This window comes from Micromonospora sp. NBC_00898 (assembly GCF_045207895.1).
Taxonomy (GTDB): domain Bacteria; phylum Actinomycetota; class Actinomycetes; order Mycobacteriales; family Micromonosporaceae; genus Micromonospora.
The window spans coordinates 1728735-1744869 of the sequence record NZ_CP108775.1; the positions used below are offsets into that span (position 1 = coordinate 1728735).

Annotated in this window: 13 protein-coding genes and 1 pseudogene; 5 read left to right on the forward strand and 9 right to left on the reverse strand. The window is 71.3% G+C overall.

The window, feature by feature from the left end; translation table 11 throughout:
- Nucleotides 1–31: 31 nt before the first annotated feature.
- The 5 genes from OG799_RS08370 to OG799_RS08390 all read right to left on the reverse strand — a co-directional run bounded on the left by OG799_RS08370 (nt 32) and on the right by OG799_RS08390 (nt 5720).
- On the reverse strand, nt 32–844 hold the full coding sequence (locus tag OG799_RS08370; protein ID WP_406044474.1) for an ABC transporter permease: 813 nt from the start codon (nt 842–844) through the stop codon (nt 32–34).
- On the reverse strand, nt 841–1761 hold the full coding sequence (locus tag OG799_RS08375; RefSeq protein WP_406044475.1) for an ABC transporter permease: 921 nt from the start codon (nt 1759–1761) through the stop codon (nt 841–843). Before OG799_RS08375 ends, OG799_RS08370 begins: the two co-directional genes overlap by 4 nt.
- A 5-nt stretch (nt 1762–1766) precedes the next feature.
- Complete coding sequence (locus OG799_RS08380) at nt 1767–2966, reverse strand: ABC transporter substrate-binding protein (protein WP_406044476.1); 1200 nt, start codon at nt 2964–2966, stop codon at nt 1767–1769.
- Between the two features lie 40 nt (nt 2967–3006).
- Complete coding sequence (locus tag OG799_RS08385) at nt 3007–4038, reverse strand: ABC transporter ATP-binding protein (protein ID WP_406044477.1); 1032 nt, start codon at nt 4036–4038, stop codon at nt 3007–3009.
- 419 nt (nt 4039–4457) lie between these two features.
- The gene (locus OG799_RS08390; protein ID WP_406044478.1) at nt 4458–5720 is read right to left on the reverse strand and encodes an MFS transporter; all 1263 of its coding nucleotides are present in this window, start codon (nt 5718–5720) and stop codon (nt 4458–4460) included.
- Nucleotides 5721–5804: 84 nt separating this feature from the next.
- Here OG799_RS08390 and OG799_RS08395 point away from each other — a divergent pair, with 84 nt between their 5' ends.
- Together OG799_RS08395 and OG799_RS08400 are read left to right on the forward strand one after the other, a co-directional pair.
- Nucleotides 5805–6686, forward strand: coding sequence for a winged helix-turn-helix transcriptional regulator (locus OG799_RS08395; RefSeq protein WP_406044479.1), 882 nt, complete (start codon nt 5805–5807; stop codon nt 6684–6686).
- 139 nt (nt 6687–6825) lie between these two features.
- A pseudogene (locus OG799_RS08400) lies at nt 6826–7716 on the forward strand (CE1758 family FMN-dependent luciferase-like monooxygenase); the annotation flags it as partial.
- Here the strand turns inward: OG799_RS08400 and OG799_RS08405 are convergent.
- Nucleotides 7717–8190 (reverse strand): MarR family winged helix-turn-helix transcriptional regulator, encoded by a 474-nt coding sequence (locus OG799_RS08405; protein WP_406046240.1) that lies wholly within the window; start codon nt 8188–8190, stop codon nt 7717–7719.
- Nucleotides 8191–8319: 129 nt separating this feature from the next.
- On the opposite strand from OG799_RS08405, the gene OG799_RS08410 reads away from it, so the two are divergent.
- The gene (locus tag OG799_RS08410) at nt 8320–8880 is read left to right on the forward strand and encodes an NADPH-dependent FMN reductase (protein WP_406044480.1); all 561 of its coding nucleotides are present in this window, start codon (nt 8320–8322) and stop codon (nt 8878–8880) included.
- Nucleotides 8881–8940: 60 nt separating this feature from the next.
- On the opposite strand, the gene OG799_RS08415 is transcribed toward OG799_RS08410, so the two are convergent.
- Entirely contained in the window at nt 8941–10392 is a 1452-nt protein-coding gene (locus OG799_RS08415; protein WP_406044481.1) for an ATP-binding protein, read from the reverse strand.
- On the reverse strand, nt 10389–12047 hold the full coding sequence (locus tag OG799_RS08420) for an FAD-dependent oxidoreductase (RefSeq protein WP_406046241.1): 1659 nt from the start codon (nt 12045–12047) through the stop codon (nt 10389–10391). The genes OG799_RS08415 and OG799_RS08420 overlap by 4 nt, the downstream gene beginning before the upstream one ends.
- 199 nt (nt 12048–12246) lie before the next feature.
- On the opposite strand from OG799_RS08420, the gene OG799_RS08425 reads away from it, so the two are divergent.
- Nucleotides 12247–12711, forward strand: coding sequence for a DUF5709 domain-containing protein (locus OG799_RS08425; RefSeq protein WP_406044482.1), 465 nt, complete (start codon nt 12247–12249; stop codon nt 12709–12711).
- A 23-nt stretch (nt 12712–12734) separates the two neighbouring features.
- Here OG799_RS08425 and OG799_RS08430 read toward each other — a convergent pair whose 3' ends face one another.
- Nucleotides 12735–14759: a glycosyl hydrolase family 28-related protein gene (locus tag OG799_RS08430; protein WP_406044483.1), complete on the reverse strand. Its 2025-nt coding sequence runs from the start codon at nt 14757–14759 to the stop codon at nt 12735–12737.
- Between the two features lie 234 nt (nt 14760–14993).
- Here OG799_RS08430 and OG799_RS08435 point away from each other — a divergent pair, with 234 nt between their 5' ends.
- Nucleotides 14994–16001 carry a LacI family DNA-binding transcriptional regulator gene (locus OG799_RS08435; protein WP_406044484.1) on the forward strand — a complete coding sequence of 336 codons (1008 nt, stop codon included), beginning with the start codon at nt 14994–14996 and terminating at the stop codon, nt 15999–16001.
- The last annotated feature ends 134 nt before the right edge of the window (nt 16002–16135 follow it).

The following is a 16135-nucleotide window of genomic DNA, read 5'->3' on the forward strand; positions in this document are numbered from 1 at the left end:
CGGATGTCTCAGTGGAGCGGGTGCGTGCGGGTCAGAGGCGACCACCGGCAGCGGTGTCGGAGACGCGCTGGGCGAGGTAGATCGGCACGATCGAGAGCACGATCAGCACCGCCGCGACAACGTTGATGACCGGCGCCTGGTTGGGCCGGAAGAGGTTGTTGAAGATCCAGATGGGCAGCGTCTGGACGCCGGGCCCGGCCGTGAAGGTCGTCACGATGATCTCGTCGAAGGAGAGCGCGAAGGCCAGCAGCCCGCCGGCGAACAGCGCCGAGCGCAGCAGCGGGAACGTCACGTAGCGGAACGTCTGGAAGGTGTCCGCGCCGAGGTCCGCACTCGCCTCCTCCAGGTTGCCGCCCAGCCGGCGCAGCCGGGCCAGCACGTTGTTGTAGACCACCACGACGCAGAACGTGGCGTGCCCGACGATGACCGAGAACAACCCCTTGCCCACCCCGAGCGGCTCGATCACCGAACGGAAGGCGGTGTCCAGCGCGATCCCGGTGACGATGCCGGGCAGCGCGATCGGCAGCACCACGAGCAGCGAGACGGCGTCGCGCCCGAAGAACCGGTAGCGCTGCACCGCGAACGCGACCAGCGTGCCGAGCAGGAGCGCGACGGCCGTCGCGCCGAGGCCCGCCTTCGTCGAGGTCCACAACGCCTCGCGGGCGCCCGCGTTCTCCCACGCCCGCAGCCACCAGTCCGTGGTCCAGCGCGGCGGCGGCCAGGCGAAGGTGCGGTCGGCGTTGAACGAGTTGACCAGCACGATGGCCAGCGGCACGTAGACGAAGGCCAGGCCCAGCGCCATGGCCCCGCGCAGCAGCCAACGCGCTCCACGCGACAGCGTCACAGTTCCTCCAACGCGCCGGACCGGCGCACCGCGACCAGGTAGCCGACCATGATGAGTACGGGGATCGTGGCGAGCGCCGCCGAGAACGGCAGGTTGTTCGCCGCGCCGATGTTGGCGTACACCAGGTTGCCGATGAGCTGCGTCTTGCCGCCAACGATCTGCACCGTGATGTAGTCACCGAGGGAAAGCGAGAAGGTGAAGATCGAGCCGGCGATCACCGACGGCACGATCATCGGCAGCACCACCGAGCGGACGGTGCGCCCGCCCCGGGCGCCGAGGTCCGCCGACGCCTCCAGCAGCGAGTCCGGCAGCCGCTCCAGCCCGGCGTAGATGGGCAGGATCATGTACGGCAGCCACAGGTAGCTCAGCACGAGGACGGTCGCCGTCAACCCGTACCCGGGGCCGTTGCCGGCGCCCCCGAAGAGCCAGTCCACCGGGCCGCCGTTGCCCAGCATCACCCGCCAGGCGTACGCCTTGACCAGATAGCTTGCCCACAGTGGAGTGAGGATCGCGATGACCAGCAACCGGCGACTGCGCGGCGAGGCGACCTTGGCCATGAAGAACGCCATCGGCAGCGCGACGAGCATGTCGATGACGGTGACCGCGGCGGCCACGCCGAGGCTGCGCAGTGTGACAGTGCGGTAGACCTCCTCGGTAGCGATGGTGCGGAAGTTCGCGAACGTCGGCTCGCGGACCAGGTCGCCGGTGAAGCTGTTGACCGTCCACAGCGCGGAGACGAAAAGCACCGCCAGCGAACCGAGGTACGCCACGAGCAGCCAGAGCAGCGGCGCGGCGAGCAACGCGGCGAGGCGTACTCGAGCGTGCCGGTGCAGCCAGGAGGCAAGCCGGCGGACCGGCCCGCGGGCGGCGATCGTGTCGTCGCCCGCCGGCCGGTCCACCGTGGAGAGAACCGTCACCCGTCTCAGCCCTTGATCGTGGTCCAGGCCTGGGTCCAGGCCGCGTAGTCCTTGCAGGTGACGTCGGTACGGCCGTCGAGGCACTGGGCCACCGGGGTGCTCCAGAACCAGACCTTGTCGAAGTACGCCTCGTCGGCGGCGTGGAAGGTGGTGCAGTGGTTCTTGTCGGTCGTCTTGTCGCAGGCGAGCTTGTTGGCCGGGGCCTCGCCGAACCACTCCGCCACCGCGGCGTTCGCCTCCGGGCCGATGATGTGGTTCATCCAGAGGTAGCCGCAGTTCGGGTGCTTGGCCTTGGCGGAGATCATCCAGGTGTCCGACCAGCCGGTCGCGCCCTCCTCGGGCAGCACGGCCTCGACAGGGGCGCCGTCGGCCTTGGCCAGGTTGACGATGACCTGCCACGCCGTGCCGACGACCGAGTTGCCGGACTTGAAGGCCTGCACCTCCTTGGTGTAGTCCGACCAGTACTCGCCGACCTGCTCGTTCTGCTTCTTGAGCAGGTCCACGGCGGCGGCGAACTGCTTGTCGTCCAGCGCGTACGGGTTCCTGATGCCCAGGTCGGGCTGGTGCTTCATCAGGTAGAGCGCCGCGTCGGCGATGTAGATCGGCGAGTCGTACGCGGTCACCTTGCCCCGGTACGGCGAGTTCGGGTCGAACACCGCGCTCCAGGACGTCGGCGCCGGGGTGACCTTGTCGGTGCGGTACATGAGCACGTTCGCGCCGCGGCCGTGCGGGATGCCGTACGCCACCCCGTCGACGGAGTTCCACTGCTTGAGCTTCAGGCCGTCGAAGACGTCCTTGTAGTTGGCGATCAGGTCGGTGTTGACCGGGGCGACCTCACCGCCGTAGATCAGGCGCAGCGAGGCGTCACCGGAGGCGGAGACCACGTCGTAGTCGCCGGTCTTCATCAGGGTCACCATCTCGTCGGAGGTGCCGGCGACCTTCACGTTGACCTTGCAGCCGGTCTCCTTCTCGAAGCCGCTGACCCAGTCGACCTTGGGGTCGGTGGAACCGTCCTCGACGTACCCGGCCCAGGCGACGATGTTGACCTGGCCCTCGCCGGTGCCGAGCGACGCCAGCTTGTCGATCTTGGGCGGCTTGATGCCGCCGGGGCCGGGGCCGCCGGTGGCGCCGCCGCCGTCGCCGCATCCGGTCAGCGCGAGCAGACCGGCCGCGGCGAGCGCGGTGAAGACTCGGGTGGTGCGCATCTGCGCCCTCCTTCTGGTTGTCGACGGGGGTCGGGTGGGGTCAGCGGGGCTGCCCGGGAACCGCGACGACGTGCTCGGCCCGCCAGGTCAGCCGGATCGGCGTGCCGCGTAGGGCCGCCACGTCGGCGGGGGAGGTCTGCTGGTTCTGTTGCAGCGCGACGACGCGCGCCCCGCCGTCGAGGTCGACCACGAAGCGGGTCGCCGCCCCCGCGTAGATCACCTCGACCACCTGTCCGGCCGCGCTGATCTCCTCGGCCGACGCGGGCGCGCCGCCGAGCCTGATCTTCTCCGGGCGTACGGAGAACACGCCGTCGCGGCCGAGCACGGCCCGGGCGGTCTCCCCCTCGAACAGGTTGGAGGTGCCCACGAAGCCGGCGACGAACGGGGTGCGGGGGCGCTCGTACACCTCGGCCGGGGTGTCGACCTGTTCGATCCGGCCGTGGTGGAACACCGCCACCCGGTCGCTCATCGTCAGCGCCTCCTGCTGGTCGTGCGTGACGAAGACGAAGGTGATGCCGACCTCCCGCTGGATCGCCTTCAGTTCGACCTGCATCTCCTCGCGCAGCTTGAGGTCCAGTGCGCCGAAGGGTTCGTCGAGCAGCAGCACGGCCGGGCGGTTGACCAGGGCGCGGGCCAGCGCGACGCGTTGCCGCTGCCCGCCGGAGAGCGCGCTGGGCCGGCGCTCGCCGTACCCGTCGAGGCGGACCGTACGCAGGGCCGCCGCCGCGCGTTCCCGGCGCTCGGCGCGCGGCACCTTGCGCACCCGCAGGCCGTACTCGACGTTCTGCTGGACGGTCAGGTGCGGGAAGAGGGCGTAGTCCTGGAAGACGGTGTTGACGTCACGGTCGAACGGGGCGAGCCGGGTGACGTCGCGACCGGCGAGCGTGACGGTGCCGGCGGTCGGCAGCTCGAATCCGGCGATCATCCGCAGCACGGTCGTCTTGCCCGACCCGGACGGCCCGAGCATGGCGAAGAACTCGCCGTCGGCGATCTCCAGGTCGACGCCGGCGACGGCCTCCACGGCGTCGAACGACTTGCGTAGACCGGTCAGGCGGATCGCGGGTTCCGACACGCGGCAGGCTCCAGTTCATCCACGGATCATGGCGACCCGAACAGCCAGAGGCTTCGGATTCTTCTGCCGGAGGATAGAACCGCGACGGATACCGTAGTCAAGGATTGTTGCCGGATCGTTGGCTTGCCGCCCGCACGCCGCGTCGCCGGGCGGGAGCCGCAGTGGTGTCATGGACGGGAGGTCGATATGGACGCCGGATCGTCCCGGGAGGCTCTGCGACGCGCGCGGGACGAGGCTGAGCTGCTGATCGCCTCGCTGACCCGCGACCTCAACGGGGTCATCGACGCCTCCCAGTCCTCCAACGCCGATGACGAACACGATCCCGAAGGCGCGACGATCGCGTTCGAGCGGGCGCAGGTCGCCGCGCTGCTGGCCGGCGCGCGGCGACGCCTCGCGGAGCTGGATGACGCCCCGCCGCGTCAGCGCCCGGCCGCGACCGGCTCTGCCGCCTGCCCGTCGACCGCCAGGTCGGTCAGGTCGCGCAGGCGGCGGACGGGGGAGAGGAGCAGGGCCAGCGGCGCCAGCGCCGCCGCGGCGGCGAAGGCGAAGAGGGTGACCCGGGCACCGACCAGCCCGGCGAGGGCGCCGGCGAGCAGCCCGCCGACCGGGATGGCGCCCCAGGAGACGAACCGGACCGTGGCCATCACCCGGGACAGCAGCTCCGGTGGGCTCGCGGTCTGCCGGTAGGTGCGGGTGGTCACGCTGAGCACCACCACGCCGCCGGCGAAGACCACGTTGCCGGCCGCGAACGCCAGGTACGCCGACCAGCCGACGCCCACCGGGACGAGGAACGCGCCGCCGACGGCGGCCAGACAGGCGACCACGAGGGAACGGGCGGTGCCCCAGCGCCCGGTGATCCACGGGGTCAGCGTCGCGCCGACCAGCGAACCCAGGCCCTCGACGGCCAGCAGCACGCCGACCAACGCGGCCGGCGCGTGCAGCTCCCGGACCAGGTAGAGCGGGTAGACCGCGAGTTGGGCGCCGCAGACGAAGTTCACCGCCGTGGCCGTCCACATGGTCGGCCCCATCAGGCGGTGGCGGGTCACGTAACGCCAGCCCTCACCGATCATCGCGGCCAGCGGGGGCCACCGGTCGGGGGCGTCGACCCGCCGGGCGGGCAGCGAGCGCAGCAGCGCGGCCGAGACCAGGTAGCTGGCGGCGTCGACCAGCACCGTCGGGACCGCGCCGAGCGCCTGCACCGCGAGCCCGCCCAGGGACGGGCCGCTCAGCTGGGTGGCGGCGTGCGTGGCCGAGGTGAGGCTGTTGCGGGCGTGCAACTGCTCCCGGTCGACGATGGCCGGCAGGAAGGTGGCGTTGGCGACGTCGAAGAGCACGTTGGCGAAGCTGACGACCAGCGCCACGACGACCAGCTGGGCGACGGTCAGCCAGCCCCACCACCAGGCCACCGGGATGGACGCGACCGCCACGGCGCGGGCCAGGTCGGCGCCGACCTGGGCGCCGCGCAGCGGCAGCCGCTGCACGATGACGCCGGCGGGCAGCCCGACCACCAGCCACGCGACGTAGCTCGCGGCGGCGATCAGCCCCATCTCGAACGGGGACGCGTCCAGCACGGTCAGCGCCGTCAGCGGCAGCGCCACCGCCCCGACCGCCGACCCGACCGAGCTGGTCGTGCCGGCGGTCCACCAGCGCCAGAACACTCCGGCCCCCTGCCTGACGGTCATGCCGCCGACCCCCGTTCCCGAGCCAGTGAGTTCCAATTTGAAACGAACTATAGTCGCGAGAACGACCGGGCGGGAGGTGGGGGCGTGAAGCGAACGGACCTCGGCGACGCGGACTGCGGCATCGCCCAGGCTCTCGGCGTGCTCGGCGACTGGTGGACCGTCCTGATCGTCCGCGACATCGCCGGCGGCACCACCCGGTTCGACGCCCTGCAACGAGAGCTGGGCGTCAGCCGCCGGGCCCTGACCGAACGCCTCGGCGCGCTGGTCGAGCACGGCGTGCTGCGCCGCCAGGCGTACTCGGCGCGCCCGCCGCGCTACGACTACCTGCTGACCCCGAAGGGGGAGGGCCTGCTGCCGGTGCTGGTCGCCCTGCAGGACTGGGGCACCCGGCACGTCATGGGCGCCGGCGATCTCACCGCCACCGCCGACGCCGACTCCGCCGAGGCGCGCCGGGTGCATCAGCTGGTCGGCCGGCGGCTGCCGGGAATGACCCTGGCCCGGCACGACGGTGGCGACGAAGCCCCGGCGGTGCCCGGCAGCTGGACCGTGCTCTACCTCTTCCCGGGCGCCTTCGCGCCAGGCGCCCAGGGCCTACCGCCGGGCTGGGAGGACATCCCCGGCGCCGTCGGCTGCACCCTCGAATCCCGCACCTACGCCGACCGCCACCATCTCTTCCGGGCGGCGGGCGCCGAGGTGCGCGGGGTGAGCACCCAGCGCCCCGACCAGCTGCGCGCCTTCGCCGCGCACGCCCGGCTGCCGTACCCGCTGCTGTCCGACCAGGACGGCCGGCTCGCCGCCTGCCTGTTGCTGCCCACCTTCCGGGCCGGCGGGGTCGACCGGCTCAAGCGGCTCACCCTGCTGCTCGACCCGGACGCGGTGGTGCGCGCGGTGCAGTTCCCGGTCACCGACCCGGCCGGCTCGGTCGACGAGATGCTGGACCTCGTCGCCCGGCAGCATGCTCCCTGAGGGGAGCGCGGGCGAGCTGGCCCGCAGTCGATGACCGCCGCCACAAAAGTACTTGCTCGGTCAAGGAATCTGCTCCGCGCGCCCCGGGTTGCAGATGAGCGTCAGGTACGACCGGTGCGAGCGAGGCGGGCGAGTTCAGATGCAGTTCGGAATCTTCGGCGTGGGAGACGTGGCGCGCGACCCGGTGACCGGGCGAACGCCGTCCGAGCACGAGCGGATCAAGGCCGTGGTGGAGTACGCGACGCTGGCCGAGGAGGTCGGGTTGGACGTCTTCGCCATCGGCGAGCATCACAACCCACCGTTCTTCCCCTCCTCGCCCACCACCCTGCTCGGTCACGTCGCGGCCCGGACGGAGAAGATCATTCTGTCCACCTCGACCACGCTGATCACCACCAACGACCCGGTGAAGATCGCCGAGGACTACGCGATGCTCCAGCACCTCGCCGACGGGCGGGTCGACCTGATGATGGGGCGCGGCAACACCGGGCCGGTCTACCCGTGGTTCGGCCAGGACATCCGCAACGGCATCGCGCTCGCGGTCGAGAACTACGACCTGCTGCGCCGGCTCTGGCGCGAGGAGGTGGTCGACTGGGAGGGCCGGTTCCGTACGCCGTTGCAGTCGTTCACCTCGACGCCGCGCCCGCTGGACGGTGTGCCGCCGTTCGTCTGGCACGGCTCGATCCGCAGCCCGGAGATCGCCGAGCAGGCCGCGTACTACGGCGACGGGTTCCTGCACAACAACCTCCTCTGGCCCAAGGAGCACGTCAAGCGGATGGTCGGGCTCTACCGCCGGCGGTTCGAGCACTACGGGCACGGCCCGGCGGACCAGGCGATCGTGGGTCTGGGCGCGCAGGTGTTCATGCGGAAGAGCTCGCAGGACGCGGTCCGCGAGTTCCACCCGTACTTCGACAACTCGGCGGCCTACGGGCACGGGCCGTCCCTGGAGGACACGATGAAGCAGACGGCGCTCCTGGTCGGCAGCCCGCAGGAGGTGATCGACCGGACCCTGGCCTTCCGGGAGCGGCCTGGCTCAGTCGGCCCTGCCGACCTGCTCGAACGCGCGGGCCAACTGGACCAGGTCGAAGCCCTGGAAGTGGTCCAGGAACCGTCGCCGCACGGCGGCCAGATGGCTCGGCCAGGACTCTTCCAGGCGGGCGAAGCCGGCATCGGTGAGGACGGCGTTCCAGCCGCGTGCGTCCTGCTCGCTCCGGACCCGCTCGACCAGACCCTGGGACTCAAGTCGGTTGATGGTGCGGGTCATGCCACTGAGCGAGAGTTGGCAGGCCGCGGCGAGGTCGCTCATCCGCATCTGCCGGCCCGGCGTTTCGGAGAGGGTCCGCAGGGCCGTGTACTCGGTCAGGGGCAGCTGGCGTTCGCCGACCATGTCGGCGTCGATCGTCCGGGGGAGGACGTACATCAGCTGGCCCAGGGAGCGGACCAGCACCTCCTCGTCGGGGTCGAGGGGTCGCAGGGGTTCCGCGGAGGTTCCGGACATGCCGTCCATCCTAGTTGCTTGACCTAGCAATTCTTAACCTCCCGTGTGACGGCAACCATAGCGGCAGCATTTGCTTGACCAAGCAAACAGTGGCTAGCGTTCATCCGGCCAGGCAATGACTTCTGAAAGGCACCAACCATGACCAGGATCGGGATCATCCTCGGGAGCACCCGCCCGGGGCGTAACGGAGAAGGCGTCGCCCGCTGGGTCCTCGGGGTCGCCAAGCAGCGGTCCGACGCGGAGTTCGAGCTCATCGACCTGCTCGACTACCAGCTGCCGCACCTCGACGAGGCGTACCCGCCGTCGATGGGCCAGTACACCCAGCCGCACACGCTGCGCTGGGCCAACACCATCGCCTCGTTCGACGGCTTCGTGATGGTCACCCCCGAGTACAACCACTCCACCTCGGGCGCCCTGAAAAACGCCATCGACTTCCTCTACGCCGAGTGGAACAACAAGGCCGTCGGCTTCGTCAGCTACGGCTCGGTCGGCGGCACGCGGGCGGTGGAGCACCTGCGCCTGATCGCCGGTGAGCTCCAGATGGCCGACGTGCGGTCCCAGGTCGCGCTGTCGCTCTTCACCGACTTCGAGAACTTCAGCGTCTTCAAGCCGAACCAGTTCCAGCAGGACGCGCTCACCGCCACCCTCGACCAGGTGGTGGCCTGGAGCACCGTGCTCGCCCCGCTGCGCCAGCGCTGAACACGTTCCGAACCGAACCCGGAGACGGCCGCGGGCTCCTTCCCGCGGCCGTCTCCGACGTCAGCCCGCCGCGGGCGTGCCCGGGGGACGCTCGGTGGTCAGGGGCAGCAGGACGCGGAAGACGGTCATTCCCGGCGCGGACTCGACCCGGATGTCGCCGTGGTGCTTGCGCACCACGATCCGGTACGAGATGTCCAGCCCCAGTCCGGTGCCGGCGCCGACCGGCTTGGTGGTGAAGAACGGCTCGAAGATGCGGGGACGGATCTCGGGCGGGATGCCCAAGCCGGTGTCCGCCACCTCCACCATCAGCTGGTCGCCCGCCCGCCCGGTACGCAGTGTCAGAACGCCCCGATCACCCATCGCGCCCAGCGCGTTGTCGATCAGGTTCGTCCAGACCTGGTTCAGCTCGGCCGCGTACGCGGGCACCGGCGGCAGCGCGCGGTCGTACTCCCGGACCACCCGGACGTCAGCGGGGATCTTCGCCTTGAACATCACCAGGGTCGCGTCCAGTAGGTCGTGCACGTCGACCACCTGGAACGGGGCACGGTCGAGCTGGGAGTACTGCTTGGCGGCGCCGACCAGGCCGGAGATCCGGGTGACCGCGTCGGAGATCTCGCGGATCAGCAGTTCGGTGTCCACCGTGTAGGTCAGCCAGCGCACCGCCGACTCCAGGTCCGCCCGGCCCACCGCCGGCTGCACCCGGTCCAGCCAGTCGGCGTCCAGCCCGCCGGCGACCAGGGTCGGCGCGAGGTCCCATCCGGCGCGCACCTCGTGCTCGTCCAGCCAGTCGGCCACCGCGTCCTCGGCATCGGAGGCCGCCATCGCGGAGAGCTTCGGCGCGGTCGCCACCCGGGCCACCGCCTCCTCCTGCAACTCCACCAGCCGGTGCAGCGCGCTGCCGTCCAGCCGGCCGTCGGCGATGAGCGCGAGCTTGTGCCGCATCCCGGCGACCCGGTCGCGCAGCACCGAGGTGGCCCGGACGGCCGCCCCGGCCGGGTTGTTCAGCTCGTGGGTCAACCCCGCGGACAGCGAGCCCAGGGCGAGCAGCCGCTCGCGTTCGCCGACGATGGTCTGGGTGTCGCGCAGGCCGAAGAACAGTCCCTCGAGCAGGTGCATCGCCATCGGGAACCAGGAGCGCAGGGCGTGCGCGAAGTCCTCCGCCGGCAGGACGAAGAAGTCCGCGTCGGTCACCGCCCGCATCGAGTTGCGGTAGACCTGCTCGACCTGGTCTTCCAGGTACGCCTGGGTCGCGCCGCCGTACACGCCGCGCTGGTCGGTCCGGCTGACCTCCACCTCGTCGCCGCCCACTCGCCGGTTCAGCGTGATCGTCCCGCCGAGCAGGACGAAGAAGCAGGTGGCGGCCTCGCCCTCGCCGTACACGAGGGTGCCACCGGCGCGCTGTTCCACCCGCCCGTGCTCGGCCAGCCAGGTGAGCTGGCCGTCGTCGAGCGCCGCGAAGAGGAACAGCGTGCGCAGTTCGTCGGGGGTGAGCCGGTCGGTGGGGGTGGTCACTGTGCCTCCAGGTAGCGGTGCACGAGGGAGACGGCCATCGCGCCCTCGCCGACGGCCGAGGCGACCCGTTTGACCGACTGGGCCCGGACGTCACCCGCGGCGAACACCCCGGGCAGGCTGGTCTCCAGGTGGTACGGGTCGCGGCCGAGCGGCCAGCCGGCGGGGCGTCGCCTGCCGGTGAGCAGATCTGGGCCGGTGACGATGAAGCCCCGCTGGTCGCGGACCACCAGTCCGTCCAGCCAGTCGGTGCGGGGCTCCGCGCCGATGAAGATGAACAGCCAGGACGTCGGCACGGTCCGGGTCCGCCCGGTGCGGGCGTCGCAGAGGGTCAGCTCCCGCAGGTGGTCCTCGCCGGACCCGCCGACCACCGTGGTGTGCGGGTGCACGGTGATCCGGTCGATCCGTTCCAGCTGGTCGATGAGGTAGCGGGACATCGAGGCGGTCAGGTCGGCGCCCCGGATCAGCAGGTGCACCCGGGAGGCGTACCGGGAGAAGTGCACCGCCGCCTGGCCGGCCGAGTTCGCCCCGCCGACGATGTAGACGTCCTGGTCGACGCAGCTCGGCGCCTCGGTGGCGGTGCTGCCGTAGAAGACGCCCCGCCCGGTGAAGTCGGACAACCCGGGCGCGTCGAGCACCCGGTACGACACCCCGGTGGCGAGCACCACCGTGTGGGCGGCGATCTCGCTGCCGTCGTCGAAGCGCAGCAGCCGGGCCGACCCGGCCGGGCTCAGCCCGACCACCTCGCGGGTGCTCAGCAGCTCGGCGCCGAACTTCGTCGCCTGCCGCCGGGCCCGGTCGGTGAGCTGGGCGCCGGAGACCCCGTCGGGAAAGCCGAGGTAGTTCTCGATCCGGCTGCTCTGGCCGGCCTGTCCGCCGGTGGCGCGGCGTTCGACCAGCACCGTCCGCAGCCCCTCCGACGCCCCGTACACGGCCGAGCCGAGCCCGGCGGGACCGCCGCCGACCACGACCAGGTCGTAGAAGTCGGTCGCCGGCGACACGGTCAGCCCGGCCAGCGCGGCAAGTTCCGTCTGGGACGGCGCCATCATGGTCTTACCCTCGGCGGTCACCACCAGCGGCAGGTCCGCCTCGGTCGCCCCGGCCGCGTCGAGCAGCCGGGCGCCCTCCGGCTCGTCCACCAGCAGCCAGCGGTACGGCACCAGGTTGCGGGCGAGGAAGTCGCGGACCTTGAACGAGGGCGCGGACCAGCGGTGCCCGACCACCCGGAGCTCGGCGAGGGCGGCGTCCGGGCTGGCCGCCCAGGCCTCGAGCAGGGTGTCCAGCACCGGGTAGAGCTTCTCCTCCGGCGGGTGCCACGGCTTGAGGAGGTAGTAGTCGAGGTCGACCACGTTGATCGCCTCGATGGCGGCGTCGGTGTCGGCGTACGCGGTGAGCAGCACCCGGCGGGCGGCCGGGAAGACGTCCATCGCCGCCTCGAGGAACTCGATACCGGTCATTTCGGGCATCCGGTGGTCGGCGAGCAGCAGCGCAACCTGCTCGCCGCGCAGCTTGATCTCCCGCAGCGCGTCCAGCGCCTCCGGCCCGGAGTTCGCGCGCACCACGCGGTAGCGGTCGCCGTAGCGTCGGCGGACGTCCCGGGCGACCGCCCGGGACACCACCGGATCGTCGTCGACGGTCAGGATCACCGGGTTCGCCATGGCGCCCATGAAACCACCTCGCCCCCGACCCGTACACGCGGTTGCGACGGGAGTCCCGAGCATTCCGCCGCGCGATGGCCAACCGTGGCCGGTGTGACGGGTCCCTCGGGCCGGGCCGAACGGTGGCGCCGACCGAAAAGTGGCATATCATCGGCAGCCGGCGCCACGACCTGCGCCCCGCCCTGTCTGAGAGGTTCCCATGAGCACCGATGCCGGTAGCTACGAGCTGCAGCAGTACGACGACATCGAGGACGAGGGCGTCCTCGACGCTTCCGACACCCTCGAGGGCGGTGTCGGGGACCCGCTGGACGTCGGGATCGTGGCGACCGATCACTGGTCGGGCGCGAACCGCTTCGGCACGACGGCGGCCGAGGAGCGCGTCGGCGAGTCGCTCGCCCAGCGGCTCGCCGAGGAGGAACCCGACACGACGGCCGACGACGACCCGGCCCCGTACGGCGACGAGGACGAGCTGACCCGGCGAGGCTTCGACCGTGACCTGCGCGCCGGGCGCCTCGTCGACACCAACGACGGGTTCGGCGAGGACGTCGAGGCGGATTCGGTCGGCCGGGACGTCGGGATCGACGGGGGCGGCGCCAGCGCCGAGGAGGCCGCGGTGCACCTGGTCGACGAGCCCTATGACCGGCCGGAGACGCCCCTCTGGTGAGCGTCACCCGGCCGGTCGGCGCCTCACCAGGGTGACGGCGCCGGCGGCGCGACGACCGGGGGCCGGTCGTCGCAGGTGATGGTGTTCGGTAGCAGCCACGGCGCCAGCCATCCGCCGTCGTTCCCGCCCAGGTCGGTGACGCTGAACTCGGATCCGGCCGGCGTGAAGTGGAACGTGCCGCAGTTGTTGACGCCCACCGCTCCCACATTGCGCGCGTCGACGTCGGCGAAGGAGGCCGAGCCGGCCGCCCGGGCGCTGACCACCGAGGTGCCGGTGCCGTCGACCCGGATGTCGCGGAACTGGGCGCCGCTGATCGAGTAGCTGTCCTTCACCGGCCAGTCGCTGACCAGCATGATCGCGTTGTACGTGTTGTCCAGGAAGTGGTCCCCGGCGACCTGGATGTCGGCGTCGATGCTCCGGTCGAGCGCGTAGAACCAGATCGCCCCGAGACCGATGTTCCAGTTCAGCTCGTAGGTGCCGGCGCGGACCGTGGTGTTGTCGGTGATCGACAGCTGGCCGGTGAACGGCTCGGCGCCGAACCGGGACCCGACCTGGATGGCGCTGCCCTCGCGGACCGGGTCCGCGACCAGGTTGTTCGACACCGTGTTGTCGGTGCCGCCGTAGAGGGCGATGCCGTTGGCCAGGACCGGCGACTGGACGGTGTTGTGGTCGAAGGTGTTGTGGGCGTTGCCGGCCTTTTCCGACCACATCGCCAGGCCGTCGTCGCCGGTGTTGCGGACGAAGGTGTGCGACACCATGGAGTGGGTGACTCCGGTGTGGAAGTTCAGCCCGTCGGCGATCTGGTCGGCGATGACCGTGTCGCTGACCCGCAGGTCGGTCACCGGCCCGTCGAACCACATCCCGACCTTGGTGTGGTGCAGGTACAACCCGTCGATGGTGGAGTGGTTGAGCGCCCCGCCGACGGCGTTGACCTGGTCGGGGTCGACGCGTTCCCGGACGTCGCCCTCGATGGCGAAGCCGGAGAGGTGGACGTCGCTGCTGCCGCCGGCCGCCGCGTCCCGGCCGTAGAGGCCGACCCCGGTGTGCGTCGAGCCGTCCGGCGCCGGGGTGTCCAGGGTGACCTCGCGGCCCTTGAGCACGGTGTACCAGCTGCCGGCGCCCTCGATCGTGACGTCGTCGACGACGATGTGCCGGTTGACCTGGTAGGTGCCCGGCGGGAGGTAGACGGCCCGGTGCGTGGACCGGGCGACCGAGATGGCCCGGTCGAGCGCGTCGGCCGAGTCGTGCCGGCCCGACGGGTCGGCGCCGAAGGTGATGACGTCGACCGCGCGCCGGGCGACGTGGGGCGGGCCGACGAGGTGTGCGTCCAGCAGGTCGATGACGGTCCACGCGGCGTTGCTGCGGGCGGGGGCGGTCAGCCGGACGACCTCGCCGGCGCGGTGGGTCCGGCCCAGCAGCAGGCGCTGTTCGTCGTAGAAGTGGTGCGGCCGGAACGGCGTGATGATGGTCGGCGCGGGCGTGGTCGCGGCCGGGACGCAGGAGCACTCGGTGATCCACCAGTCGGGGTGGAGCAGCCCGGCGGCGGGGTCGTTGGTGAACGGGTACTGGTTGTAGAGCCACGCGTACTGCGAGGTGAGCGTCATCGTCCGGGCCGGTCCGCGGCCGACCGTGACGTCGAGGGGCGCGATGATGCCGCCGCCGTCGGGGGAGTCGGGGATGCTGTAGCGCACGGTGATCGCGTTGGCCGCCGTGGGCAGGGTGAACTCGACGTGCTGCCCGGGGGCGAGCCGGACGGCACGGCGGCCGGAGGCCTCGCCCGGCAGCGTGTACGCCGCCCGGTCCGGGCCGATGAGGGTGCCGTTCGTGCGCGCGTTCTCCGCCTCCTGCTCGACGAAATCCACGGCGGCGCCCCGGCCGGCGACCAGCGCCGGGTCGAGCCCCGCCCGGGTCACCACCGGCGTCGGGCCGGCCGCGGCGGCGCCTCCGGGCAGCACGATGACGGCCACCGCCGCCGTGGCCGCTGTGATCAGGACGCCGCGTCGGCGCCGTCGTGGCGGCGCCGCACCGTCGTCGAAGCTTCCGCGCATCGGATCGACCCACTCTCTCGGGTGGCCTGGACGGATGTCCGCTCATGTTATTGCCGAGGTTTGTAAATATTCAAGCACTGCTTTGTCGAGAATTTGCGAGACCGAGAGACACCAGTGGCGGACCGCCGGTGGCCGGATGAGGACCCGGCGATCGGAATCCAGCCGTCATGCCGCTGACCGCCCTGAGCAGCCGGTAGTTCATTTCTTGCAAGAATCCGACGTAGGATTGCGGCCGTGACGAAACGGTTGACTGAGGTGGCCCGCAAGGCGGGCGTCAGCGAGGCCACCGTGAGCCGGGTGCTCAACGGGCGCGGCGGCGTCTCGGAGGCGACCAGGACCGCGGTGCTGACCGCCCTCGACGTGCTTGGCTACGAACGTCCCACCAAACTGCGCGGTGAGCGCGCGCGGCTGGTCGGGCTGGTCCTGCCCGAGCTGCAGAACCCGATCTTCCCGGCGCTGGCCGAGGTGGTGACTGGCTCGCTCGCCCAGCGGGGGTTCACCCCCGCGCTCTGCGCCCGCACCATCGGCGGGGTGTCCGAGTCGGACTACGTCGAGATGCTGCTCGACCATCAGGTCTCCGGCGTCATCTTCGCCGGCGGGTCATACGCCCTGGCCGACGCCCCGCACGAGCACTACCGCCGGCTGACCGACCGGGGACTGCCGGTGGTGCTGGTCAACGCGGGCGTGGACGAGTTGGGCTTCCCGCGGGTGTCCACCGACGACGCGGTCGCCGTGGAGCAGGCGTACGGGCACCTGCGCTCGCTCGGGCACGAGCGGATCGGCATGGTGCTCGGCCCGGAGGACCACGTGCCGTCGCGGCGCAAGCTCGCGGCGATGCGCCGAGTCGCCGGCTGGACGGACCCGGGGGAGTGGGTGGAGCGGTCGAGCTTCTCCATGGAGGGCGCCCGGGTGGCCGCCACCAAGCTGGTCGACCGGGGGATCACCGGCATCGTCTGCGCCAGCGACGTCCTCGCCCTCGGGGCGATCCGGGCGGTCCGCCGGCTGGGCCGCGCGGTGCCGGCGGACGTCTCGGTGGTCGGCTTCGACGACTCGGCGTTCATGACCTGCACCGACCCGCCGCTGACCACCGTCCGGCAGCCGATCGAGACGATGGGGCAGGCGGCCGTCGACCTGCTGGTGACCCAGATCGAGGGCGCCGGCGTGCTCGCCGACGAGCTGCTCTTCGAACCGGAGCTGGTGGTTCGCGGTTCGACCGGGCCGGCGCGGGTCGCGACCGGGTAGCGCGGACCGAAGCACAAAAAGGACGGACCCTCTGGGATCCGTCCTTTTTTGCGTCCAGAAGAGTGTCAGTTCTTGTCTTTCATATTTCGGTCCAGTTCTTGCGTCAGATGGTTCGGCTTTGTATCGTCATCGCC